The organism is Terrabacter sp. P2_E3 (genome assembly GCF_056403915.1).
In genome coordinates this window covers 97,760-122,431 of record NZ_JBFUEN010000002.1, presented here as the reverse complement: position 1 = coordinate 122,431, position 24,672 = coordinate 97,760, and the positions used below count along the sequence as shown (strand labels likewise).

Here is a 24,672-nt window from a genome sequence, read left to right as displayed (position 1 = left end):
GTCGACGGCCGCTCGTGATCCGGACCGACGAAGGGGCCGGCGACCGCCGTGGCCACGTGGGCTGAGTTCGCCGACGCCGAACCAGATCTCGCGGCCTTCGCTCGGGAGCGGATGGCGGGTCGGATCGTCTACCTGGCCACGCTGCGGCTCGACGGTGGCCCACGTGTGCACCCGGTGTCCCCGTGGCTCGCGGCCGGGCTGCTGTGTGTGTCGTTCCGCGACACCAGCCCGAGGCTCCGCGAGGTGGGACGTGACCCGCGGTACGCGTTCCACACGGCGCAGCCGTGGGACGACCACACCGGCGACCACGGGGAGTTCATGGCACGCGGCTCGCTGGAAGAGCTCGCTCCCTCGCACCCCGCAGTGGTGGCGCGCCCGAGCCAGACGGCATACGGCCTGGTCCACTATGCGTGCTCGGTCGCGGAGGCCGTGGCCACGGAGTACACCGACGAGGAGATGCCCGTCCGCCGACGGTGGACGGCGCCTCCGTCGGCGTGACCGGGTGGCGGCGACGTCACCCACGGGGCCCCAGGCGTGCCTCGCCGGACCCGACTACACCTGGGCCAGGTCGAGCACCTGAGGCGGCTCGCTCCAGATCCGGCGGGAGACCTGCTCGGGATAGCTCGTGACCTCCGGCTCGGCATCGAACAGTCGCGTCGCTCCGGTGTCGAAGGAGGGCCACCCGGGGTCGCCGTTCGTCGCGAACGCCGTCCACGCGCTCCGCATCTGCTCGGACACCGCCTCGGCCTCCGCCGTGGGGTGGCCGATGAGCAGGGCCGGCTGACCGGCCGTGAGGGTGCCGAACACGAGCGGCACGTCCAGCCCGTGGCAGGCCCCGAGGACCCCGCCCATGCCGGGTGCCGGCCAGGTCAGCTCGTAGAGGTGGACCCGGCCACCCGCGGCCAGCTGGGCCTCGGCGAGGTGCAGGGACGGCATCCGGAAGAGCCAGTCCGACCGCACCACGTCGTAGAGCTCCTCGGGGTCGGGGAAGCTCTCGCGGTAGCGCCCCGGGTCGGGGCCGAAGATCTCGGCCGCCTCGACGGCCTGCGCCTCGGTGATCGCGCCCAGCTGCCCGCTCAGCGCCGTGAGCAGCCGCTGCTCGTGGCGCGTGTGGCCGACCATCAGCTCGACCCGCCCGGTCAGCCCGAGCCACGGGGTCGTCGGGAGCACGTCACCGTCGACGACCGGCGCCAGGGGGACGTGTGCGTGGGCCGCGCGCCCCCAGCGGTCCGCGTGCAGCCCCATCGTCGCCGCCACGGCATCGGCGGCTGCGGGCAGGGTCCGGGGGTCGGCCGCCGGCAGCTCGGAGGGGTCCAGTCCGAGCTCGGCCGCGCAGGCCCGGGTGATGTCGGCGGCCAACCGAGGGGTGAAGAACGTGCCGGGCAGGCTCTGCGCGACGGCCCGGTGGAAGAGCCCGGCGGCGCGGGGCATGGCGAGCAGCGCCGCCACCGAACCGCCACCCGCGGACTGGCCGAAGACCGTGACCCGCTCGGGGTCGCCGCCGAAGGCGCCGATGTTGTCGCGCACCCACTCGAGCGCGGCGACCTGGTCCAGCAGGCCACGGTTCGCCGGCGTGCCGTCGACCCAGCCGAAACCGTCCAGGCCGACCCGGTAGTTGAAGGTCACGACGACGACCCCGCCGCGCGCTAGGAGGCCCCCGTCGTACTCAGGCAGGCCGGACGTGCCGAAGAGGTAGGCGCCTCCCTGGATCCAGACCATGACGGGTGACCGGCGCCCCAGCCCCGGCGACCAGACGTTGACGGTCAGCCAGTCGTCGCCCTCGTCGGTCAGGGCGTCCGTGCCGAAGGCGGCCGACTGCGGCGGCGGTGGACCGAACGCGCGGGCCGGGCGGGTGCCGGCCCAGGGCCGCACCGGTCCGGGGGCTGCGAAGGGAGCGGGCGGGGCGGCGTACGGGATGCCGCGGAAGACGGCGAGGCCGTCCTCGGTGGCGCCGCGCACGACGCCACCCGTGACCCCGACGTCGATGTCCACCCGACGATTGTCGCCGCGACCCGGGCCGCGGGGCCAGCCCTTTTCGCCGGGGTCGGTCCGCGCCGGAGCGGCACGGACGGCGTTCACGTGCCGGGCGTGGCCGGCCTCTCGAACGCGCAGGCGAGCTCGATGAGCAGCCGGCTCCCGAAGCCGGTGGCCCCCTTGTTGCGCCAGCCCCTGGCCTCCGGCAGCTGTGCCGTGCCCGCGATGTCGATGTGGGCCCACGGCTTGTCGCCGACGAACTCCTCGAGGAAGAGGGCCGCCGTGATCTGGCCGGCGTTCGGACCGCCGAGGTTGGTCATGTCGGCGATCGGCGAGTCGAGCTGCGACCGGTAGCGGCGATGCAGCGGCAGCGGCCAGACCGGCTCGTCGACCACCGCCCCCGCTGCCCGGACCTGGTCGACGAGCGCGTCCGAGTTGCCCATGACACCGGCGATGTCGACACCGAGGGCCCGCAGGCACGCACCGGTCAGGGTGGCGATGTCGACGATGGCGTCGACGTCGAGCTCGACGGCGAGAGCGAGCGCGTCCGCCATGACGAGACGTCCCTCGGCATCGGTGTTGAGCACCTCGACGGTCTTGCCGTTGCGCATCCGGAGCACGTCGCCGAGCTTGAGCGCCGAGCCGGAGGGCATGTTGTCGGTGCACATGAGGTAGCCGGTCACCTCGGTCTGGCAGCCGACGGCACGCAGCGCGGTCATGGCGGCGAGCACCGTGGCAGCACCGGTCATGTCGTTCTTCATCTGCGCGTGCGACTCGTCGCTCGGCTTGAGGCTGATGCCGCCGGAGTCGTACATGATGCCCTTGCCCACGAGGGCGAGGTGCCCGCGCGACTCGCCCTCCGGCACGTAGTGCAGACGCACCATGCGCGGCTCCTCGACGCTGCCGAGGTTGACCCCGAGCAGCCCGCCGCACCCCATCTCGACGAGCTCGTCGAGGCCGACGACGTCGACGTCCAGTCCGGCGTCGGGGCCGAGCTCCTGTGCGACCTCACCCATGCGGGTCGCGGTGAGCGCCGCGGCAGGACAGTTGGCGAGGTCGCGGCCGACCGCTGCCGCTCGCGCGAGCACCTCACCACGACGGACGCCCTCGACGACGGCCTCGGAGTGCTCGGCGGGGGCGATGAGGACGAGCCGCTCGAGGACTGGTTCGTCGTCGGTCTCGCTGATCCGGAAGCGCCATCGGGCGAGGAGGACACCCTCGGTGGCGGCGCGGGCGAAGTCGGCCGGCGACAGGCCGATCTCCCGGTCGGGCAGCTCGACCGCGAGGCGGGTGTGCAGGGGCACGGCCCGGGCGAAGGTCGCGGCGAGGTCACGCACCGCAGCCTCGTCGATGTCGTCGACCGCCCCGATGCCGACGGCGACGAGGGCTCGGCCACCGCTGGGGATCACGATCGTCTGCCCGCGCTTGCCGGTGAAGCCGGCGGCGCCGAGGGCGGCCGCGTCCTGCCCGAGGTCGGCCGGCGGCTCGGCGCCCTCCGCCACCGGCACCGCGACCGCCCCGACCTCGTCGGCTCCGGGCAGGTCGGTGACGACGTCGACCGTGACGGACGACCGGGTCGACGGGATGGGATCCAGAGTGCGCATGGCAGGAGTGCTCACGCCGACTCCTTCCGGAGACGTTGGTCTTGGTCCTTCCGAGCATGGCCGCGCCGCCCCCGCGACCGATTCACCCGTCGTGGGTGACCGCACCACCCCTCCCGGCACGGACGATGGGGCGATGAGCCCCGCGACGACGAGCCTGGTGGTCCTCGCGGCGACCGTCGTCCTCTTCATCTGGAACCGCCTGCCCGTGGGCGGGGTGGCGGTCCTCACCTGCCTCGCGCTCTACGCGACGGGACTCGTCGACGCGGACACGGCCCTGTCCGGGTTCGGCGACCCGGTCGTCGTCTTCATCGCCTCCCTCTTCGTCGTCAGCGAGGCCATCGACTCGGCCGGTGTGACGACGTGGGCGGGCCAACGGCTCATCGACGTCGTCGGTGACGGAGCGGTGCGCCTCATGGTCGCGGTGCTCGGTCTGTGCGCGGTCCTGACCGCCGTCATCACCCTCAACGGCTCGGTCGCCGCCCTCCTGCCCATGGTTCTCGTGCTCGCCACCCGGATCCGGCGGTCGCCCTCGCTCATGCTCATGCCGATGGCCTTCGCCGGGAGCGCCGGATCCCTCCTCGCCCTGACAGGCAGCCCGGTCAACGTCATCGTCTCCAACGCTGCCGTCGACGCCGGTGTCGAGCCGTTCGGCTTCTTCGACTTCGCCGTCGTCGGCCTCCCCCTCGTCATCGGCACGGTGACGCTGGGGGTCCTGCTCGGGCCACGGGTGCTGCCCCGCCGGTCCTCCTCCCAGCCGGTCCGTGACCTCGGTCGGCACGCGAGCCGGCTCGCCGCCTACTACGAGCTCCACGACGGCTTCTACCGCCTCCGGGTGCGCCCGGGGTCGCCCGTCGTCGGGGTGCCCGCGTCGAGACTCGACCTCGCGGCATACCCGGGGGTGACCCTCATCGGCGTGCAGAGTGCCGGCGGTCACGCCGTGACGGGAGCGACCCCGGTCGGGGACGACGACGTCGTCGTCGTCAGCGGGGCGAGCGATGCCGTGAGCCGCCTCGTGCCCGAGCTGCGCCTCGCCGTCGCGATGCGACCGGTCACGGTCGAGTCGGCCGGCATCATGAACCGCGAGGTGGGCGTGGCCGAGGTCGTCGTCCCTCCACGCTCGCCACTCGTCGGTGAGACGTCCTTCCCCGGCCAGATGCGTGGCAGCGACCTCGTCGTGCTCGGGATCCGCCGGCTCGGGAAGGACCTGGGTGCGACGCCGCACGAGCTGACGGCCGGGGACAGCCTCCTGCTGCACGGCACGTGGACGTCGATCGAGGAGCTCGTGCACGACCGTGACGTGCTCCTGGTCGACTCCCCGGATCTCGTTCGGCGACAGGCAGTTCCGCTCGGTCCACGGTCGGGCCGGGCGATCGCCGTCCTCCTCGTCATGGTCGTCCTGCTCGCACTGGGACTCGTGCCGCCGGCGATCGCGGGCCTCGCCGCGGCCACCGCGATGGTGCTGACGAGGGTCGTCAGCGTCAACCAGGCCTACCGCGCCGTCTCGTGGCAGACCGTCGTGCTCATCGGCGGCCTCATCCCGCTGTCGACCGCGATCGAGACGAGCGGCGCGGCCGACCTCGTGGCCAGGGGGCTCATCGACGTCGTGGGCGAGGGCCGGCCCTACCTCCTCCTCGTCGCGCTCTTCGGCCTCACCGCGGTCGTCGGGCAGGTCGTCAGCAACACCGCGACGGTGCTCATCGTCGTGCCGATCGCGGTCGCAGCGGCCCAGGAGACCGGCGTCTCGGTGCTCCCGGTCCTCATGCTCGTCGCGGTCGCCGGGGCCGCGTCGCTGCTCACCCCGATCGCGACGCCCGCCAACATGATGATCATGGGCCCGGGCGGCTACCGCTTCGGCGACTACTGGCGCCTCGGTCTGCCGGTCCTGCTCCTGTGGCTGGTCGTGGCCGTCATCGTCATTCCCCTCGTGTGGCGCTTCTGACGGCTGCCGCCTCGGCGACGTGGGCGCGCCGCCACCGCGTGACCGTCACGGTTCCGAGTGCGAGCGGAACGAGCATCCAGCACACGCGGAAGACGACGAGCCCGGCGACGGCCTTCGTCTCGAACGGTCCCTGCTCCAGGCCGAGGATGGCGATGACGGCGGCGTCGAGCACCCCGACGCCGCCGAAGGGCAGCGCCGTGAGGGGGTAGCTGACGAGCAGGGCCACGACGATGGTGACGGTGGGGGCCACGAGCGCCGGCACGCCCGCGAAGCGCAGCGACAGCACGAGCAGCAGCGCCTCGCTGAGGACCAGCCCGACCTGGCAGGCCATGGCCCGGCCCCAGCCGCGGCGCAGCACGTCGCCGGCCTGCCGGACGAACTCGGTGGCGCGGGTCGACCACGCCGCGGGATCGACCCGCGGGGTGACGCGCCGCAGCTGGTGGCCGACCCATCCAGCGGCACGCGCGGCGGGCCGCTCACCGCGCGACGCGATGGCGAGCCCCGCGACGACGACGAGGCTGACCGCGCCGCTCGAGACAGCAGTCCAGACGTATGCCGGCTCGGCCTGTCCCGCGACCGCGGCCAGTCCCAGCCCGAGGACGGGCGCGCCGAAGCGCGCGACGTAGTAGGTCAGGGTGTTGAGCGAGATGCCGGCGATGCCCTCGGCGGACGGGATCCCCCACGACCGGAGCATCGCGAGGCGCAGCACGACGTCGCCCGGTGGGGGTGCGACCGTCGCGACGAGGTTGGCCGACAGGTCGTTCGACACCGCCCGGCGCAGTCCGAGGGACGGCACGAAGACCGCGAGCGGGCCGGCGTTGAGGCACTGACGCAGCGCGACGACGCACAGCAACGCCACGACCTGGACCGGAGCCAGGCCGGTGACGGCGTCCCACACGGCCGACCAGTTGACGCGTCGCACGACGCGGGAGAACCACCACAGCGCGACGAGCGTCAGGCCGATCCGCAGGGCACCGACGAGCAGCGCCCGCCGACGCAATGACCGCAGCGACCGCTCGGCTCGCGACGGCGGCTCCTGCGGCTGCTCGGACCGCCATGGCTCAGGGGGGCCAACCGCAGAGTCCCCCACGGGCTCCTGGGTCACCGGCGCTAGTCCGGGAGTCGCCGCAGCTCGAGGAGCGTGAAGCCGAGGTCCTGGAAGCGGTCGAGGATGCCGTGCAGGTGCGGCGCGTCGACGACGTCGCCGTACATGACCGAGCCCAGCGCGCCGACCTGGACGGTCGACTCGTCGAGCTCCGGGAAGGCCGCGCGGGCGACCTCGGGGATCTGCTCGGCCAGGATGAACTCGTAGCGCACGCCGCCCCCTTCGCGGGTCGGACCGGATGCCGAAGGCTCTTGATCCGATCGTGCCGGTCCGGGTGCGTCGTCGCGTCACCCCGGGCGGGTGACCTCGACCTGCCGGCGACCTAGAGGAGCCCGAGGCGGCGCGCTGCGGCCACCGCGTCGCGGCGCGACCCGACACCGAGCTTCTGGAAGAGCGAGCGCATCTGCGTCTTGACGGTGTTGCGGCTCACGGCCCGCGCGTCGGCGATCTCGGCGACGGTGAGCAGCGACGGCAGCTCGCGCAGCAGGCTCAGCTCGCGGGCGCTGAGGGCGACGTCGAGCAGCGGCTCCGGCCGCAGGTCCGGAGCCTGACGGGAGTGCTCGCGCAGCTCGAGGGCGAACGGCTCGAGCTCGCCGAACCGTCCCGCACCGACGGCGAGGATCTCGGCGACCTCGGGCGCGACCTCGAGCACGGTCCGGAGCGCGTGCTGGGGAGCGGCTCGGGTGAGGGCGACGACGAGTCCCTCGTGCGCGACGGTGGCCTGGGCGTTGCGGTGGGCCACCACCGCCTTGACGAGGTGCGCCGTGACCGCCGCGCGCAGGGGAAGCACCGCCGGGTCGACCGCGAGCAGGGGCGCGACCGCCGATCGGGCAGCGGCGTCGTCGCCGTCCCACAGGTGGCGCACCCCCGACATGACGGCGACCTCGACCTCGCACCCGGGCAGCCCGGCGCTCAGCTGCTCGACCTCGAGGGCGAGTCGCGGGAAGCCTGCGAGCAGCACGATCCGATGCGCCCGGGACAGCTCGCCCACGGCGAGGTCCGCGGTCATCGACAGTCGCGACACGTCCCTGGCTCCGGCCATGACCCGGGTGACCACGTCCTGCCGGGCACCGGGCTCGTCCGCGGCCTCCTCGAGATCGAGGTCGGCCTCGAGCATCCGCGCGAGCCGACCCAGCTGCTCGAGGCCGCGTGCCGCGGTCGTGTAGGCGTCGTCACCGGACTCCCCCTCCCCGGGCGCGGGCGCGGGCGCGGGCATCATCGACGAGACCTCGGCGATCAGCGCGAGGGCGGTCACGTTGCGGTCCCGCGCGGTCGCGATGTCGAGGACCTGATGGGCGCCCCACGCCGCGAAGACATGGGCGGGCAGCAGCCGGGGCGACAGGGCCCACGGCGTGCCTTGCGCCTCGGCGAGCACGCGTTCGGACCATGCCGTCATCTCGACGAGGTCCTCCTTGCCGGCCGCGACCGACGCGAGCCCGACCATGGCCTGAAGGGCGGACAGCAGGTGCCCGGCACGGCGGGCGGTCCCGAGGGCCGCACCGTAGGCCGTCCGGGCGTCGTCGAGACGTCCGGCGCCGAAGAGGACGCCACCGCTCGTCAGCTCGTCGAGCAGGTCGAGGTCTGCCCGCGCATGCTCATGGGGCACGCGACCCGTCTGCCGACTCCGCTCCGAAAGCCTCTCTCCCACAAGAGGGCTCGCGACGGGATCGTCGAGGGGAGGCACGACGTGGCCGCGCGTGGACCGGCTGCCCGACCACGTCCGGAAGGTGGAGGACAGCTCGGCGGCCAGCCCGTCGGCGACCCTCTCGTCGCCACTGGGCTGGGCGCCGAGGCGCGCTGCCGTGTCAGCGACCGAGCGTCGGCCCACGTCGTCACCGACGAAGGAGAGCCAGCGGAGGCCGACCGCCAGCAGACGCTCGAGGGGCAGCGCACCGGGATCGTCCTGCCCGGTGCCGTCGGGCGCCGGCTCGACGTCGGCCTGGGCACCATCTGCCTCGCCCGCGAGCCATGTGTCGGGCTGCGTCGCGAGGGACACGAGCTGGATCCGGGCGGCCTCCGGGTCCGACAGGTCGAGGCTCGCGAGGGCTGCGACCGCGGTCATGACGGGGTCACCGATCGGGACCGTGCGCACGGCGGCATCGATGTCGGCGGCCCGGCCGTCGAGCAGCAGGTGGAGCGCGTGGTGGTGGATCACGTCGCTCATGAGGTCGAGATCCCCCGCCGCCTCGGCGTGACGCAGCGCCCGTCCCGGGACGTCGTGGGCGGCATACCACCGCGCGGCGCGGGCGTGGACCTCCCGGGCACCTCGGAGGCTGCGGGACTCGAGCATCGCGCCGAGGTAGCTGCGCAGCAGCACGTGGTAGCGATAGGTCGGCGGCCCGACCCGGTCGGCGGTGACCATGGCGTTGTCCGACGAGAGCGCCTCGAGCAGCGCACCCGCGTCGTCGCGCCCGGTCACGGCGGCGGCGAGGTCGGGCGTGAGGTCCTCGAGGACCGAGGTCGAGACGAGGAAGTCACGCACCTCCTCGTCGAGGCTCGCCAGCACCTCCTCGACGAGGTAGCCCGACATCGCGCGGTGGCTCCGTGCGAACTCGCGGAGGAAGGCGTCGGCGTCGCGGCCGCGCGCCAGCGAAACGGCCGCCAGGGCGACTCCGGCCGCCCACCCCTCCGTGAGCTCCTGCAGGTGGCGCACCTGGCCGTCGTCGAGGGCGACGTCGTGCCGGGACAGCAGCTCACGGGTGTCGTCGACGGAGAAGCGCAGCCGGTGCTCGCGCACTTCGAGGAGTCGCTCCTCGAGGCGCAGGCGGGCCAGGTGCAGTCCCGGGTCGGCACGCGTGCCGACGACGACGTGCAGGTGCGCCGGGGCCCAGCGGACGATCAGCTCGACGAGTTCGACGCACCGCGGGTCGCGGACGAGGTGCAGGTCGTCGAGGACGAGCCACGTGTCCGCCGGAGCCTCACCCGCGAGCTGGACGAGACGGGCCACGAACGCGTGCCCGACCCGGCTCGGGACCGTCTCCGCGTCGGCTGCAGGGACGTGGGCGCCGACGGCCGCCCGGAGGGCGCCGAGCAGCGTCTCGCCCATGACCTGGGGGTCGTTGTCCTCACGGTCGAGCGAGGCCCAGCCGACGAGGTCGCCGCGCTGCTCCAACGCGCCCGACCAGTCGGCGAGCAACGTCGTCTTGCCCGTGCCGACGGAGCCGGCGACGAGCACGACCGTGCCGCTGGCACGCTCGGTCGCCGAGTCCAGTGGGAGCGGCGCCGGGATCGTGGCACGTCGCACCGTGCGAACCGTGAGGCCGGGCGGTCGGTGCTTGGGCGAGCGCCGGAGGGCGGCGGAGCCGCGCCCGTCGATGTGGCCGTCGGTCGTGCGCGCAGTCCCCGAGTGCACGGCGTCAGCCCTGGCCGGAGGACGCTGGAGGTCGCCCGGAGGTCTCCGGGGGGTCGGTGGCCTGTCGGTGGGAGGGAGGACGTGCTGGGAGGGTCATCACGGTGCACTTTCGTGAGGGGTCACGCCTGCGACACGTTCGGGCCGACCGCTCGACCGCCGGCTACCGCGGTGACCGGCCGCTCGGCCCGGTTTCACCGTACCCCTGCCCACAGCCGTCGTTCAGGATTCAGGCGTTTGGTCGGGGGTGCGTCCACCGGTTGACCACCGGCTGCCGGGCCGTGCGGCCGGGACGCACCCACCGGGCGTAAACTGCCCCCGGGGGCCCAGCCGGTGGAGAGTGGAGACCTCGCAGAGGGGTGAGCCGATGTCCATGAGTGCGGAGTGCGAGAACGGCTGGCACAAGAGGTGCCCGGCGAACGGAACGGTGGACCACACGTGCTCGTGCACGTGTCACTGGGACGACGACGACGAGCCGCGCGACTGACGTGCCGTCGTCACGGTCGAGGCGTCGGTCAGGCCGTCACGGCGACACCCGCCGCGACGGCTGAGACCGCAGCCATCAGCCAGAAGAGGGCGGCATACCCTCCGAGCGGTCCGGCGAGGGCGGCTCCGACCCACGGAGCCAGCGCCCCGGCGATGGTGACGGGGGCGGCCAGGGTCGCGGTCAGACGTCCGTAGGCGTGGGTGCCCCAGCGGTCCGTGACGGCGGTCGCCTGCAGGAGGGTGAGGTTGCCGCGGACCATTCCGGCGCCCATCGCCACGATGGTGACGAGCCAGATCGGCCCGGCGAGGGATGCGAGGAGCGCGGTCGTCACGCCCCCGGCGAGGACGAGGACTGCGGTGCGCGTCCGGGCGCTGGTCCGTGCCGCAAGAGTCGTGTAGAGCAGGCGGCCCATGGTCTGGCCGAGGCCTCCGAGACCGAGCGCCCACGCGGCCTGGGACGTGGAGGCGCCGCGTTCGGTGAGCAGCGGGATGAGCCCGAACACGACGGCATACATCGCGAAGCCGGACAGGGTCAGCGCGACGGCCAGCTGGAGGAAGCGCCTGCTCGTCGTGATGGCGCGAGCACCGGGTGCCGCGTCGGCGATCTGCTCCGACGTCTGGTCGGGAGGGTGCGGCGGCCACGGGCCCCGGAGACCCACGGCGTGCAGCGGTGCAGCGATGACCAGGACGACACAGGCAAGCACGAGGGTGGCGTGGCGCCACCCGAGGTGGTCCGTGAGCGTTGCCGTGATCGGCGCGAACACGGTGCTGGCGAGGCCGCCCGCGAGGGTGAGGATGGTCAGGGCCCGGACCCGGTCACGGCCGTACCAGCGTGTGAGGGCGGCGAAGGCAGGCTGGTAGAAGGTCGCTGCCATCGCAACACCGGTCAGCATCCATCCGACCGTGAACACGAGCAGGTTCGGGGCGACGGCGATGGCGGCGAACCCGGCCGCGCCGAGCACGGAGCCTGCCGTCATGAGCCGGCGGGGTCCGGCTGCGTCGATGAGGCGTCCGACCGGTAGGCCGACGAGGGCCGAGACCACGAGCGCGGCGGAGAAGGCTGCCGTCGTGGTCGTGGGGGGCCATCCGGTCTCGCGGGTGAGGGCGGGCAGGATGACGGGGAAGGCGTAGTAGAGCACGCCCCAGCCGATGATCTGGGTGACGCACAGAGCCGGGAGCGCCCAGCGGGGACGGTGCGGAAGGCCTGATGGCGTGGCGACGTGGACGGTGACGTCGGGGTGGGCCCCCGATGACACCGCGCTCACCGCGTTCACCGCGCTCACCTCGACGCCGTGGCCGGCGAGAGGCTTCAGCATCCGGCGGGTCCGCACGCTCCCCCGCTGCCCGACGGGGCGCCGATCTGGACAAGCTGCGGTACAGCCGGGGCGCAGCAGCCGCCGACTGCTTCCTCGCCGTCGGCGCCTGCCGTGGTGGCGGCCGGCTCGTCGAACAGCCCCGCCCCGCCACACACCCCGGTCTCCGGGAGCGCCAGCTCGACCCGGGAGGCCGCCTCGTGATCACCGGCCAGCGCGGCCGCCACGGATCGGACCTGCTCGTAACCGGTGAGCGCCAGGAACGTCGGCGCACGGCCGTACGCCTTCATCCCGACGACGTAGACCCCCTGCTCGTCATGGGCCAGCTCACCGGCACCGTGCGGGTAGACGGTGCCGCACGAGTGGACGTTGGGGTCGATGAGCGGCGCGAGTCCGAGTGGCGCCTCGAGCCGGTCGTCCAGGCGCAGGCGCAGCTCGGACATGATCGAGTGGTCCGGACGGAACCCGGTGAGTCCGACGACCTCGTCGAGGCCGTCGACGCGGCGCCCGTCCTCGCTGACCAGCGCCAAGGCACCGCCGGCGCCGTGCTCGACCGCCAGCGTCCGGAAGCCGGTGACGACCTCGACGTGCCCGGCCGCGACAGCGTCGCGCGCGCGCAGGCCGAGGGCGCCTCGAGCCGGCAGCTGGTCCGCGTCCCCGCCGCCGTAGGCGCTGCCGACGGCCCCTCGGCGCAGGACCCAGACGGCCGTCGTCCCGGGCGCCTTCTCGGCGAGCGTGGCCAGGGCGACCAGCGCCGTCAGGGCGGAGTGGCCCGACCCGACGACAGCCGTGCGTCGTCCCCCGAAACGCGCCACGTCGTCTGCGGTGCTGACGTCGGGGACACGGTAGGAGACGCGAGCTGCGACGGCGGGCTCGTGCTCCCCGTCTGCCGGGTAGCCATCGCTGCCGAGCGGGTTGGGGCTCGTCCACGTACCGGAGGCATCGACGACGGCGCCGGCCGTGACCCGACCCGTGCGCCCGTCTTCGTGACGCACGTGGACCGTGAACGGCTGGTCCTCGCGACCGGAGTCGACGACCCGGTCCCGACCCTGCCGGGCGACTCCGGTCACCGTGGTCTCGTAGTGGACGCGGTCGCCGAGTGCCTCGGCCAGCGGTCGGAGGTACTCCTCGGCCCACTCGGCGCCGGTCGGATAGTGGTTCGCGTCGGGCTCGGCCCAGCCCCGGCCGGACAGCAGTCGCCGGGCGGCGGGGTCGATGAGCTCGGACCAGCGGGAGAAGAGCCGCACGTGACCCCATGACGCCACCGAGGCGCCCGCGCGGTCTCCGCGCTCGAACACGACCGGCTCGAGCGCTCGCTCGAGAAGGTGCGCCGCGGCGGCCAGACCGATCGGGCCGGCGCCGATGACGGCGACCGTCGCGCCGACCGGGGACGACGCGCCGGCGGTGTCGGTGGGTGCCTGGGGGGTGCTGGTCACGGGACGGCCTCCGGTTCGGTCGGTGACGTCCCGGGCTGAGCGGGACCCCACGCTGTTTCGATGGTTGTCGATGTCGACATCGCCCATCTTGCAACCGGCATAGACAGATGTCAACATAGACGCATGTCAAATCCGCTGCCCGTCCTCGACGTCACCGCGACACCCTGCTGCGCGCCGCTGACCCGTTCCCCGATCGGAGAGTCGGATGCGGAGCGCGTGGCTGCCATGTTCAAGGCCCTGGGCGACCCGGTGCGTCTGAGGCTCTTCTCCAACGTCGCCTCGGCCGAGGGCGGCGAGGCCTGCGTCTGCGACATCCAGGATGTCGGCGTCTCCCAGCCGACCGTGTCGCACCACCTCAAGAAGCTGCGCGAGGCGGGCCTGCTCGAGTCAGAACGACGGGGCAGCTGGGTCTACTACCGTCTGGCCCCGTCGGCGCTCAGGGTCATGTCGGACCTGCTCTCACCGGTCAGCACCTGATCCGACCCGGGGCGCTCGATGACCCTCCTGTCGCGCTGGGGCACCGCTACCCGTCGATCGTGAGCTGCTTCCGGTGGAAGTCGTAGTGCTGCATGCCGTACGCGTACACGTCGGCCAGCGTCATCGTGTCCCGGAAGAAGGGATCCCATCCGAGCGGGAAGTGCATCCGCCTGCCGAGCGCTTCGGCTGACTCGGCGTCGAGCCGGCGGTGCAGCCGCGCGATGGTGTGGTCGAGCCGGCGGGTCAGCCGTGGGCCTCGGAAGACGAGCGCGCCACCGACGGACCCGAGGTAGTTGACGGAGTGGAACGGTCGGGTCCCCGCGTCGAGCACCGCTGCGAAGGCCCGGCTCAAGCCGTCCGGCAGCCGCCCGAAAAGCCTGACCAGCGGGAGCAGCCTGGACACGATGAGGAACCCGAAGACCATGTGCCACAACAGCTGCCCGTTGGTCCAACGGGTTCCGTTGCTGCGCCGTCGGAGCTCCCGGGCGCCCGCGGCGGCGACGATCTGGTGTAGGTCGGCGCGGACTCTCTCCAGATCATCGTGGAGGCGTTGCCGATCGACGGACGCCACGGTGGCCATGCCCCAGTGTCCCGCGACGATCGCCGCCGGGCGGCGGAATCCCCCCGATGCGCGGCACCCCGATCAGTGGGATGCGAGAGGCGTCAGGCGTTGACGGCGGCGACGTCGAGCGACTCGAGCAGGCCGAGGATGCGCTGCCTGATCTCGTCGCGGATCGGGCGCACCGCCTCGACGCCCTGGCCCGCCGGGTCGGCGAGCTCCCAGTCCTCGTAGCGCTTGCCGGGGAAGATCGGGCACGTGTCGCCGCACCCCATGGTGATGACGACGTCGGACTCCTTGACCGCCTCCGTCGTGAGGATCTTGGGGGTCTCGGCGGTGATGTCGATGCCCTCCTCCGCCATGGCCGCGACGGCGGAGGGGTTGACCTCGTCGGCGGGCGCAGATCCGGCGGAGCGCACCTCGACGGCACCGCCGGAGAGGTGGGCGAGGTAGGCGGCGGCCATCTGGGAGCGGCCGGCGTTGTGGATGCAGACGAAGAGGACGGAGGGCTTGTCGGTCACGGGTGCTCCTGGGTCGATGGTTGGGGAGGGTCGGCTTCCGAGGTCGCGCAGCAGCCGGGCGACGCGGCCCGAGTGTCAGAACGCATCGACCGAAATGCCTTCCGTGAGGGGACGGGTGAGCTCGGACAGCGCTGCGGCGCCGACGGGTTCGCGGGCGAGCAGCGGCAGGACGGCCACGCGACGGCAGAGCCCCCTCACGCGGGTCAGCGGCTCCGCCTCGGCGTGGGCGCGGGCCCGCAGGAACGGCGAGCTCGGCGCTGCTGCGGTCAGGCTGCCGTTGACGACCCACGCCCACGGCGTGATGCCGGCCCGGGCGAGGTCGCCCTGCAGCTGCTCGGCCTCGAGGACGGGGGTCGTCTCCGGAAGGGTGACGATGACGACCTTGGTCCGCGCTGGGTCCTGCAGCCGCATGAGCGGGGTCACGAAGTGTGCACCCTCGCTCATCTGCCGGGTGATCTCGCGATGGTAGGAGCCGGTCGCGTCGAGCAGGAGCAGGGTGTGCCCGGTCGGCGCCGTGTCAAGGACGACGAACTGCTTCCGGGCCCGGAAGACGACGTGGGAGAACTGCTGGAAGACGGCGACCTCGTCGGTGCACGGCGACTTGAGGTCCTCGGCGAGGACGGCCCGGCCGGCGTCGTCCAGAGCCTTGCCCTTGCCAGCCATGACCCGCTCGCGGTACCCCTCGATCGCCACCTGGGGGTCGATGCGCTCGACGGTGAGGTGCGGGGCCTCGGCCTGCAGGGTCTCGTTCAGGTGTGCCGCCGGGTCGGTGGTCGTGAGCAGCGTCTCGTGGCCTCGGGAGGCGAGCTCGAGGGCGATGGCCGCAGCGACCGTGGTCTTGCCGACCCCGCCCTTGCCCATGCACATGACGAGCCCGTGCCCGCCGGCCTCCAGCTCGTCGACGAGACCACGCAGATCCGTGAATCCGCTGGGGAGCATGGCGATCTCGGTGGCAGGTTCCGGGAGCGACGGCACCTCCGGCCCGAGCAGCGCCCGGAGGGCGGGCACGCCGACGGTGTTGACGGCCAGCAGGGGCAGGGTGGTCCGGGGCAGGGCGGCCAGGACCCCGGGGACGGCGTCGAGGGCGGCGTCCTCACGCGCGCCGACCGCGTGGGCCAGCTCGTCCCCGGGCGTGCTCGTGACGGCATACGCCGGCAGGACGCCGTTGACGACGAGGTGGGCGTTCGTCATGCCCAGCTCGCGCAGCTCGCCGTACGTCCTCGCGGCCTCACGGAGCGAGGACCCTTGCGGTCGGGTGACGAGGACGAGGCGGGTACGCGTCGGGTCCGTCAGCGCGGCCAGGGCGCCCGCGTAGTCGTGACGCAGCCGGTCAAGGCCCGCCACCGGCCCGAGGCACGACACGTCGCCCTTGCCGTCGGAGAGGTAGGTGGTCCACTCCCCCGGCAGCTGGAGCAGGCGGACGGTGTGGCCCGTCGGCGCGGTGTCGAACAGGACGTGGTCGTAGGCCGCCGTCGTGGTCTCGTCGGCCAGCAGCGACGTGAACTCGTTGAAGGAGGCGATCTCCGTCGTGCACGCCCCGGACAGCTGCTCCGTCATCGCAGAGACCTCCGCCGCCGGCAGGAGGTCGCGGACCGGGTCGATGATCGTGGCACGGTAGGCGTCAGCTGCCTGCTGCGGGTCGATCTCGAGGGCATCGAGGCCGGGGGCGGTCGGCACGGGCGTGATGGTGTTGCCGACGCTGACCCCGAAGACCTGCCCGACGTTCGAGGCAGGGTCGGTGCTCGTCAGCAGGACCCGGCGGCCCTGCTCCGCGAGGCGTACCGCGGTCGCGCAGGCCAGCGAGGTCTTGCCGACGCCGCCCTTGCCGGTGAAGAAGAGGAACCGCGGCAGGTCGTCGAGGAACGGCACGCGAGGCATCAGCACGGTGCCGGCTCCTGGCCCCGCAGGTCAGGCACGGCGGGACCCGGCAGCCTGCGCCTCGAGCGGCACGGAGGGACCACCGGGTCGAGCGGTGAAGCGCTTGCGCAGCGCCAGGCTCACGTAGACGAGCGCGACGAGGGCCGGCACCTCGATGAGGGGACCGACGACGCCGGCGAGAGCCTGTCCGGAGGCCGCGCCGAAGGTGGCGATGGCCACCGCGATCGCGAGCTCGAAGTTGTTGCCCGCCGCCGTGAAAGCGAGGGTCGCCGTGCGCTCGTAGCCGAGTCCGAGACCCGCTCCGAGCCCGAACCCGCCGCCCCACATGACGGCGAAGTAGACGAGCAGCGGGAGCGCGATGCGCACGACGTCGAGCGGCTGTGAGGTGATGGCCTCACCCTGCAGCGCGAAGAGGATGACGATCGTGAAGAGCAGGCCGTACAGCGCCCAGGGAGCGACCCTCGGGATGAACTTCGTCTCGTACCAGTCCCGCCCGCGACGCTTCTCCCCGATGCGGCGGGACAGGAAACCGGCGAGCAGCGGGATGCCGAGGAAGATGAGCACGGACCGGGCGATGTCCCACGTCGACGCGTCGATGCCGGTCTGCTCGAGGCCGAGCCACCCGGGCAGGACGGAGAGGTAGAACCACCCGAGCCCGGCGAAGGCGACGACCTGGAAGACGGAGTTGATCGCCACGAGCACCGCGGCCGCCTCCCGGTCCCCGCACGCGAGGTCGTTCCAGATGATGACCATGGCGATGCAACGAGCGAGGCCGACGATGATCAGGCCGGTGCGGTAGGCAGGCAGGTCGGGCAGGAAGATCCACGCAAGGGCGAACATCAGGGCCGGCCCGAGGACCCAGTTGAGCAACAGCGAGCTGAGCAGGAGGCGCGTGTCGCCGGTCACCGAGTCGAGCCGGTCGTAGCGGACCTTGGCGAGCACGGGATACATCATCACGAGCAGACCGAGGGCGATGGGCAGCGAGACGCCGTCGACCTCCACGCGCGCCAGGCCGTCGCCGAGCCCGGGCACGAGACGCCCGAGCAGCAGGCCGGCCACCATGGCCAGCCCGATCCACACCGGCAGGAACCGGTCGAGGGTCGAGAGCCGTGCGGCGACCGGATCGTGCGCGGAGGATGCCAGGCGTGCAGAGGGGCTGGTCGGGTCGGTCACCGGTGTCCTTCGAACGCTGGGTTGTGGTCGCTGGCCTGCATCGACCACGGTCGATCCCTCAACGTTGGCAGCCGCATCGGCATGTGTCAATATGGACCATCGTCGATGTCGGTGAACGGAAGGTGAACCCGTGAGCGTGACCACGTTGAGCACGACCCCCCAGGAGGTCTCCGCCTGTGGCACCTCCCCCCTCGACGTCCTCGACCGCGCGGAGGCCGACCGCCGGGCCGCGCTGCTCAAGGCCCTCGCCGACCCCGTGCGCCTCCAGCTGCTCAGCATCATCAGCGCCGCCCCCGGCCGCGAGGCCTGCGTGTGCGACATGACCGAGGCCGTGCAGGTCTCCCAGCCGACGGTCAGCCACCACCTCAAGACCCTCGTCGACGCAGGCATCCTCACCCGCGAGCGCCGGGGCAGCTGGGCATGGTTCCGGCTCGACGTCGAGCAGCTCGCTGCCGTGCGCGGCTTCCTGGCCTAGCGCGACGGGTCGAGCGTCACATCTCCTCGTGCGTGTCCGGGTCGCCCCCGAAGAGGCGCCCGTCCGCGCGCGCGAGTGCCGAGATCGCGGTGACCTCGGCCTGGGACAGCTCGAAGCCGAAGACGTCGAGGTTGGCGCGCTGCCGCTCGGCGTCCGACGACTTCGGCAGCGGCACGACGCCGAGCTGCACGTGCCAGCGCAGGATCGCCTGGGCCGGGGTGACGCCGTGCGCCTCCGCGGCGGCAGCCACCGGGTCGGCGCCGAAGGGGGCGTTTCGCTTGCCGAGCGGGCTCCACGCCTCGGTGACGATCCCGAGCCGCTCGTGGACCGCCCGCAGACGCTCCTGCGGGAAGAGCGGGTGCAGCTCGACCTGGTTGAGCACCGGCGTGACACCCGTCGCCTCGATGACGTCGGCGAGGTGCTGCTCGGTGAAGTTGCTGACACCGACGGACCGCACGAGGCCGCGCTCGCGGCACTCGACGAGAGCGCGGTACGCGTCGCCGTAGAGCCCGACGCTCGGGTTGGGCCAGTGGATGACGGCGACGTCCACCTGCTCGAGGCCGAGGCGCTCGAGCGACCCCTCGACGGAGGCGATGGCACGGTCGTACGCGTGGTCGCGCCCCGGCACCTTCGTCTGGACGACGATCTCGTCGCGGGGCACCCCCGACCGGCGGATGGCCTCGCCGACCTCCGCCTCGTTGCCGTAGTTGACCGCCGTGTCGAGCAGTCGGTAGCCGGCCTCGAGCGCCGACACGATGGCGCGTATGCCGTCCTCGCCCGTGAGCGGGTACGTGCCGAAGCCGGTGGCGGGGAGGGTCGTGCCGTCGCCGAGGGTGCGTGTCGGAACCTGGGTCATGGGTCCAACCTAGGCACTCGGCGGCCCCGGGGCGAGGGTCGGCCGTCCGGTGGGAGAGGTCCGTCGGGAGTCAGCGGTCGAGCAGGGACGCCATCCTCCTGGCGACGAGCTCCGTGGCGCGCCGGGGGGCGAGTCGGGTCAGCCGGTCGAGCGTCCGCGCGTCCCTGCCGATGACGACGCGGAAGCGCCCCTCCTCGACCCCGCCGACGATGATCCGGCGGGCCGCCTCGACCGGTGACGTCATCGACGTCGGGGCGTCCTCGTCCGCGGAGGCGACGTCCGGCATCGGCACGCCGCTGTGCCCGCTGATGTCGGTGGCGACCCCACCCGGGAAGACGCACGTCACGGCCACCGACGTGCCGCGCTGCTCGGCCCAGAGCCCTTCGGTGAGGAGCATGACGGCGGCCTTGCTCGCGCCGTAGACCGCCTGGCCCGGCACCGGTGCGAAGGCGCCCATGCTCGAGACGTTGACGACGCACGCCTGCGGACGGGTCACGAGGTGCGGGAGGAACGCCTTGACGGTGTGGACGACGCCCCAGAAGTTGACCGCCATGACCTTCTCCATCGCGGCGAGGTCGAGCTCGGAGAAGGGCACGAAAGGCTGGATGATGCCGGCGACGTTGAGCAGCCCGTCGACTCGGTCGTACTCGTCGACGACAGCGTCCGCGAGCGCCTCGACGGCGGCACGGTCGGTCACGTCGACGACGTGGGTGCTCAGCCGGTCACCGGCCCGGGCCGCTTCCACGGTCTCGGCGAGCCCGTCGGCGCGCAGGTCGACGGCCGCGACGCGCGCACCGCGCGCGAGCAGACCCAGCACGACCTCGCGACCGATGCCGCTGCCACCCCCGGTCACGACGAAGACCCTTCCCTCGATCTGCATGACCCTCACCCCTCCGGCCACGCGCCGGTGGCCCACTCACCCGGCCGACCGCCGGCGGCGCCTCGGTCCGGTCCCCTTCGATCCTCCTCCGCGCCCCGCCTCTCGGCGGGCAACTGTGACGCACCTGCCCCCTCCTGGCCGCGGGCGGGACGGGGCGGGAGGCCCCCTGAGCCGGGCGCCGACACCCGAACTCGAGTGCCGCGAGCACGGCGCCGACGAGGAGCATGCCGACCGCCGCGCTCAGCTGGTCGGGCGCGGGCGGCGCTGGGCGAGGTACTCGGGCGGCATACCGGGGCCCGGCGCCACCGTGATCTCGGCGGCGTCGACGGGACCGCACGTCGCGCACACGACAACCTCGGCCACCGCGTCGCCGCACGTGCGGTGGCGGTAGAGGATCGGCGGGCCGCCCGGCGCGGCCCAGCGGTCGCCCCAGCGCGTCAGCGCGACGAGGGCTGGCGCCAGGTCCCGCCCCTTGTCGGTGAGGACGTACTCGAACTGTTCGGGGCGTTCGGAGTAGCGACGGCGCTCCATGATGCCCGCCTCGACGAAGGCCTCGAGGCGCGCCCCCAGGACGTTGGTGGCGATGCCGAGGTTGTGCTGGAAGTCCCCGAAGCGGGTCACGCCGGCGAAGAGCGCGTCGCGGACGATGAGCAGGCTCCAGCGCTCACCCACCACCTCGAGGGCGCGGGCGATGGAGCACACCTGCTGGTCATACGTCCGTCCGAGCACGCACCCATCCTACAGAAGTGCTTGCATCATGAAAGCGTCTGGTTCTATCGTCACTTGCATGATGCAAGTGATCGTCATCGCCCGATGACGACGCCGATGGATGGGAGCAGGACCATGAGCACCGACCTCACCTTGTCGTTCACCGTCGACCAGAGTCCCGAGGAGGCCTTCGCTGCGATCACCGACGTCCGCGCCTGGTGGTCGGGCACGATCGAGGGGCCCACTGACCGGCTCGGGGCGGAGTTCTCCTACTCCGTGCCCGACATCCACCGGTCGACCTTCCGGATCACCGAGCTCGAGCCGGCCCGCAGGGTCAGCTGGCTCGTGCTCGACGCGTGGCTCTCGTTCACCGAGGACCCCGAGGAGTGGGCCGGCACGACGGTCACCTTCGACCTCTCCGAGGTCCAGGGCCGGACCCTCGTCCGCTTCACGCACGTCGGCCTCTCGCCCGAGCAGGAGTGCTACGAGGTGTGCCACACGGCCTGGGGCCAGTACGTCCTCGGCAGCCTGCGCTCGCTCATCGAGTCCGGGGCCGGACGGCCGAACTCGTTCGAGGGGCAGGCCGAGCTCGAGGCCGCGCTTGCCGGCACGGTCCCCCTGCCTCGCTGAGCCCTACCCACGACACGCCGGCCCGCTCCCCACCGAGAGCGGGCTCGCGCGTGCCGGCGGAGGCGAGCCGGTCGCCCCTGGAGGATGATCGGGATCGACCCCCGGCTAACGAGCGGGGTTGTCGACGACGAGGAGGGCGACCCACCCATGCCGCAGGACCGCGGACGCTTCCCACGATCCGTCTTCGAGCACGGCGAGGACCCCGACCCCCGCTTCAGCCTCGCCAACGAGCGCACCTTCCTCGCCTGGATCCGGACCGGACTGGCCTTCGTCGCGGCCGGGCTCGCCGTCGAGGCCCTGCAGGTGCCGCTCACCGAGTGGCTCCGGGTGACCATCTCGCTCCTGCTCGTCCTCGCCGGGATCGCCGCCACGGCGCAGGCGTGGCTCTCGTGGGTGCGCACCGAACGCGCCATGCGCCGCCTCGCCCCGCTGCCGTCGTCGGGCCTCAAGCTGCCCATCGCACTGCTGCTCGGGCTCGTCGCGCTCGCCGTCGTCGTCGGCCTGCTGCTGTGACCTCCCCGGCCGACCCCGGGCTCCAGGCCGAGCGCACCTCGCTCGCGTGGCGTCGCACGGCGCTCTCGGTGGCCGTCGGCTCGCTCGTCGCGCTGCGCGTGCTCCCACCGCAGCTCGGCCCGCTCGGGTATGCCGTCGCGCTCCTCGGCCTGGCGTGGAGCGTCGACCTGGCGCTGACGGCACGACGCCGCTACCGCGACGGCAGCCGACTCGTGCGCACCCGGGACGACCCGGACGGACGCGCGGTCGCCGCGGCGACCCTGGCGAGGACCGCCGTGGTCGCCGGGGTCCTCGCGGTCGCGGCCCTCGTCCTCGTCGTCGTCATCGCGAGCCGCTGACGACCCCGCATGCCGTGTCCCCTCCGACACGCGGCATACGGGGTCGGGCGACGTCAGGGAGCGGTCTGGACCGCCGGTCGCGCGGCACCCTCATGGCCGCCGGATCCGCCTGCGGGACGGAGCTTCTCGCCCTCGATGTCGACGTCTGGCATCGCCCGGTCGAGCCACCGCGGCAGCCACCACGCCTTGTCACCGAGGAACGACATGACCGCCGGCACGAGCGACAGGCGCACGACGAAGGCGTCGACCGCGACACCGAAGGCCAGGGCGAAGCCCATCGACTTGATGATCGGGTCCTCGACGAGGACGAAGCCGGCGAAGACCGACATCATGATGAGCGCCGCAGCGACGACGACCCGTGCACCGTGGCCCACGCCAGCGACGACCGCCTCGCGCGCGGTCTCGCCGTGCACGAAGTCCTCGCGCATGCGCGAGACGAGGAAGACCTCGTAGTCCATGGCGAGGCCGAAGAGGATGCCGATGAGCAGGATCGGCAGGAAGCTGACGAGCGGGCCCGCGGTGTCGAGCCCCACGAGTGAGGACAGCCAGCCCCACTGGAAGATCGCGACGGTCGCCCCGAACGCGGCGCCGATCGTCAGGAGGAAGCCGAGGGTCGCCTTGAGCGGCACGAGCAGCGACCGGAACATCAGCATGAGCAGGACGAAGCCGAGCCCGACGACGACGAGCAGGTAGACGGGTAGGGCCGCGGAGAGCTTGTCGGACACGTCGACGCCGACCGCCGTGACACCGGTGACCGAGATCTCGGCTCCGGTCGTGCCGGCCGTCACGGCGAGAGCCGAGCGCAGGTCGCGGACGAGGTCGAAGGTCGCCTCAGCCGTGGGGCCGGACTTCGGGATGACGGCGAGGATCGTCGTGCGCCCGTCGGCACTCGTCTGCCCGGGCGCCACGGCGAGCACGTCGGACAGGCCGGTCGCCGCCTTGGCCGCACCGGCCGTGGCCTGCTGGGCCTGCTGCGGGGTGTCGCCGTGGACGACCATGACGAGCCGGCCGTTGAAGCCCTCGCCGAAGCCCTCGGAGATGAGGTCGTACGCCACGCGCTTGCTGCTCGTGACGGGCGCGGTGCCGTCGTCGGGCAGGGCGAGGCGCATGCTGGCGGCCGGGAGGGCGATCGCGCCGAGGAGCACGACGCCCGCGACGAGCACCGGCACACGGTGGCGGACCGTGAAGCGTCCCCAGGCGAAGCCGCGGTTGCCGGCCCTCTCGTCGAGGTCAGTGCCGGCGGCGTCGGCCCGGCGCTGCCGGCGCGAGAGCACCCGGTCGCCCGCGAAGCCGAGCAGCGCGGGCAGCAGCGTCACGGCCACGAGGACGGCGACGAGCACGGTCCCGGCCGCGGCGAGGCCCATCGCGGTGAGGAACGGGATGCCGACGACCGACAGGCCCGCGAGGGCGATGATGACGGTCAGACCGGCGAAGACGACGGCGGTGCCGGCGGTGCCGACGGCACGCGCGGCCGCCTCCTGCCGCTCGAGGCCGAGGGCGAGGTTGTGCCGGTAGCGCGAGGTGATGAAGAGCGAGTAGTCGATGCCGACCGCGAGACCGAGCATGAGGGCGAGCACCGGGGTCACGCTCGAGAGCTCGACGGCATGTCCGACGATGAGCAGCCCGATCATGCCGACGCCCACCCCGATGAGCGCGTTGACCATCGTCATGCCCGCCGCGACGAGCGAGCCGAAGGTGATGACGAGCACGACGAGCGCGACGAGGACGCCGATGCCCTCGGTCGAGCCGATCTCGGGCGTCGCGAGCAAGGGCTCCCCGCCGGCGGCCACGGCCCAGCCGCTCGGGGCGCCGTCGCCGAGCGCCTCGTAGGCAGAGCGCTGCTCGGCGGTCAGCTCGTCGGCCGTCCGGTCGAACTGGACCGTGACGAGGCCGTAGCGGCCGTCCGGGCTGAGCGCCTTGGTGTCGAAGGGGCTCAGGGCACCGACGACTCCCGGGACCTTTCCGGCCCGCGCGACGACGTCGTCGACGACCGCCTTGCCGGCCGGGGCGACGACGGTCTGGCCATCGGGTGCCCGGACGACGACGGTGCCCGAGGCCCCGCTCGCCTGTGGGAACTCCTTGGCCAGCGCCTCGAGCGCCCGCTGGGACTCCGTGCCGGGGATCGTGACGCTCGAGGTCGGGGCGCTGCCGAGGGTCAGCAGCACACCGGCGAGCACGGCGAGCAGGACGAACCAGGCGGACGTGACGACGCCGCGACGACCGAACGCGAAACGTCCGATCCGGTAGAGCAGGGTGGCCATCGGGGTGACTCCAAAGGGTCTCGAGGTGCTTCGGTGCCGGGCGTCACTGACCAGCGTGGCTCAAGTTAACCGTTCGGCTAACTCAATGACAAGCCGATCGGCTAGCTCCGCTAGGGTGACGCCCACCACGCCACACCCGTCGACGCGACGCCGACCGCGACCCGCAGCCAACGGCCTACGACACCCGCGTGGACGAC

22 protein-coding genes are annotated in these 24,672 nt (G+C 72.9%); 7 read left to right on the top strand and 15 right to left on the bottom strand.

The window, feature by feature from the left end:
• Positions 1-48 precede the first annotated feature (48 nt).
• The gene (locus tag AC1DW8_RS02335) at positions 49-498 is read left to right on the top strand and encodes a pyridoxamine 5'-phosphate oxidase family protein (protein WP_442275276.1); all 450 of its coding nucleotides are present in this window, start codon (positions 49-51) and stop codon (positions 496-498) included.
• Between the two features lie 54 nt (positions 499-552).
• On the opposite strand, the gene AC1DW8_RS02330 is transcribed toward AC1DW8_RS02335, so the two are convergent.
• Positions 553-1,992: a carboxylesterase/lipase family protein gene (locus tag AC1DW8_RS02330; RefSeq protein ID WP_478091572.1), complete on the bottom strand. Its 1,440-nt coding sequence runs from the start codon at positions 1,990-1,992 to the stop codon at positions 553-555.
• An 83-nt stretch (positions 1,993-2,075) separates the two neighbouring features.
• Positions 2,076-3,593, bottom strand: coding sequence for a leucyl aminopeptidase family protein (locus AC1DW8_RS02325; RefSeq protein ID WP_478091570.1), 1,518 nt, complete (start codon positions 3,591-3,593; stop codon positions 2,076-2,078).
• Positions 3,594-3,711: 118 nt separating this feature from the next.
• On the opposite strand from AC1DW8_RS02325, the gene AC1DW8_RS02320 reads away from it, so the two are divergent.
• On the top strand, positions 3,712-5,517 hold the full coding sequence (locus tag AC1DW8_RS02320) for an SLC13 family permease (RefSeq protein WP_478091567.1): 1,806 nt from the start codon (positions 3,712-3,714) through the stop codon (positions 5,515-5,517).
• Here the strand turns inward: AC1DW8_RS02320 and AC1DW8_RS02315 are convergent.
• From AC1DW8_RS02315 to AC1DW8_RS02295, 5 genes are all read right to left on the bottom strand, one after another.
• Positions 5,492-6,517: a lysylphosphatidylglycerol synthase domain-containing protein gene (locus tag AC1DW8_RS02315; protein WP_478091565.1), complete on the bottom strand. Its 1,026-nt coding sequence runs from the start codon at positions 6,515-6,517 to the stop codon at positions 5,492-5,494. The genes AC1DW8_RS02320 and AC1DW8_RS02315 overlap by 26 nt on opposite strands.
• Before the next feature lie 110 nt (positions 6,518-6,627).
• Positions 6,628-6,834: a hypothetical protein gene (locus tag AC1DW8_RS02310; protein ID WP_056771338.1), complete on the bottom strand. Its 207-nt coding sequence runs from the start codon at positions 6,832-6,834 to the stop codon at positions 6,628-6,630.
• Between the two features lie 110 nt (positions 6,835-6,944).
• On the bottom strand, positions 6,945-9,974 hold the full coding sequence (locus AC1DW8_RS02305; RefSeq protein ID WP_478091561.1) for a winged helix-turn-helix domain-containing protein: 3,030 nt from the start codon (positions 9,972-9,974) through the stop codon (positions 6,945-6,947).
• A gap of 512 nt (positions 9,975-10,486) precedes the next feature.
• The gene (locus tag AC1DW8_RS02300; RefSeq protein ID WP_478091559.1) at positions 10,487-11,773 is read right to left on the bottom strand and encodes an MFS transporter; all 1,287 of its coding nucleotides are present in this window, start codon (positions 11,771-11,773) and stop codon (positions 10,487-10,489) included.
• Positions 11,767-13,206, bottom strand: coding sequence for an FAD-dependent oxidoreductase (locus AC1DW8_RS02295; RefSeq protein WP_478091557.1), 1,440 nt, complete (start codon positions 13,204-13,206; stop codon positions 11,767-11,769). Before AC1DW8_RS02295 ends, AC1DW8_RS02300 begins: the two co-directional genes overlap by 7 nt.
• 123 nt (positions 13,207-13,329) lie before the next feature.
• Here AC1DW8_RS02295 and AC1DW8_RS02290 point away from each other — a divergent pair, with 123 nt between their 5' ends.
• Positions 13,330-13,683, top strand: a complete 354-nt coding sequence (locus AC1DW8_RS02290; RefSeq protein ID WP_056771345.1) for an ArsR/SmtB family transcription factor — start codon at positions 13,330-13,332, stop codon at positions 13,681-13,683.
• 46 nt (positions 13,684-13,729) lie between these two features.
• On the opposite strand, the gene AC1DW8_RS02285 is transcribed toward AC1DW8_RS02290, so the two are convergent.
• From AC1DW8_RS02285 to arsB, 4 genes are all read right to left on the bottom strand, one after another.
• Positions 13,730-14,263, bottom strand: a complete 534-nt coding sequence (locus AC1DW8_RS02285) for a DinB family protein (protein WP_442296139.1) — start codon at positions 14,261-14,263, stop codon at positions 13,730-13,732.
• Positions 14,264-14,346: 83 nt separating this feature from the next.
• A complete protein-coding gene (locus AC1DW8_RS02280; RefSeq protein ID WP_478091554.1) occupies positions 14,347-14,763 on the bottom strand; it encodes an arsenate reductase ArsC in 417 nt (138 codons plus the stop codon).
• Between the two features lie 75 nt (positions 14,764-14,838).
• Positions 14,839-16,641: an arsenical pump-driving ATPase gene (gene arsA / locus AC1DW8_RS02275; RefSeq protein WP_478091791.1), complete on the bottom strand. Its 1,803-nt coding sequence runs from the start codon at positions 16,639-16,641 to the stop codon at positions 14,839-14,841.
• 30 nt (positions 16,642-16,671) lie between these two features.
• Complete coding sequence (gene arsB / locus AC1DW8_RS02270; RefSeq protein ID WP_056771356.1) at positions 16,672-17,814, bottom strand: ACR3 family arsenite efflux transporter; 1,143 nt, start codon at positions 17,812-17,814, stop codon at positions 16,672-16,674.
• Between the two features lie 130 nt (positions 17,815-17,944).
• Between arsB and AC1DW8_RS02265 the strand changes: the two genes are divergently transcribed.
• Positions 17,945-18,289 (top strand): ArsR/SmtB family transcription factor, encoded by a 345-nt coding sequence (locus AC1DW8_RS02265; protein WP_478091552.1) that lies wholly within the window; start codon positions 17,945-17,947, stop codon positions 18,287-18,289.
• A gap of 16 nt (positions 18,290-18,305) precedes the next feature.
• Here the strand turns inward: AC1DW8_RS02265 and AC1DW8_RS02260 are convergent, their stop codons facing one another.
• The 3 genes from AC1DW8_RS02260 to AC1DW8_RS02250 form a co-directional block, all read right to left on the bottom strand.
• Complete coding sequence (locus AC1DW8_RS02260) at positions 18,306-19,145, bottom strand: aldo/keto reductase (RefSeq protein WP_478091550.1); 840 nt, start codon at positions 19,143-19,145, stop codon at positions 18,306-18,308.
• Positions 19,146-19,215: 70 nt separating this feature from the next.
• Positions 19,216-20,025, bottom strand: coding sequence for an SDR family NAD(P)-dependent oxidoreductase (locus AC1DW8_RS02255; protein WP_478091548.1), 810 nt, complete (start codon positions 20,023-20,025; stop codon positions 19,216-19,218).
• Positions 20,026-20,265: 240 nt separating this feature from the next.
• The gene (locus AC1DW8_RS02250; RefSeq protein ID WP_056771366.1) at positions 20,266-20,754 is read right to left on the bottom strand and encodes a winged helix-turn-helix transcriptional regulator; all 489 of its coding nucleotides are present in this window, start codon (positions 20,752-20,754) and stop codon (positions 20,266-20,268) included.
• Positions 20,755-20,868: 114 nt separating this feature from the next.
• Here AC1DW8_RS02250 and AC1DW8_RS02245 point away from each other — a divergent pair, with 114 nt between their 5' ends.
• The 3 genes from AC1DW8_RS02245 to AC1DW8_RS02235 all read left to right on the top strand — a co-directional run bounded on the left by AC1DW8_RS02245 (position 20,869) and on the right by AC1DW8_RS02235 (position 22,214).
• Positions 20,869-21,363 carry an SRPBCC family protein gene (locus AC1DW8_RS02245; protein ID WP_056822250.1) on the top strand — a complete coding sequence of 165 codons (495 nt, stop codon included), beginning with the start codon at positions 20,869-20,871 and terminating at the stop codon, positions 21,361-21,363.
• Positions 21,364-21,510: 147 nt separating this feature from the next.
• On the top strand, positions 21,511-21,876 hold the full coding sequence (locus tag AC1DW8_RS02240) for a YidH family protein (RefSeq protein ID WP_056771370.1): 366 nt from the start codon (positions 21,511-21,513) through the stop codon (positions 21,874-21,876).
• Complete coding sequence (locus AC1DW8_RS02235; protein WP_056822252.1) at positions 21,873-22,214, top strand: DUF202 domain-containing protein; 342 nt, start codon at positions 21,873-21,875, stop codon at positions 22,212-22,214. The genes AC1DW8_RS02240 and AC1DW8_RS02235 overlap by 4 nt, the downstream gene beginning before the upstream one ends.
• A gap of 53 nt (positions 22,215-22,267) precedes the next feature.
• On the opposite strand, the gene AC1DW8_RS02230 is transcribed toward AC1DW8_RS02235, so the two are convergent.
• A complete protein-coding gene (locus AC1DW8_RS02230) occupies positions 22,268-24,475 on the bottom strand; it encodes an MMPL family transporter (protein WP_478091544.1) in 2,208 nt (735 codons plus the stop codon).
• Positions 24,476-24,672: the final 197 nt, after the last annotated feature.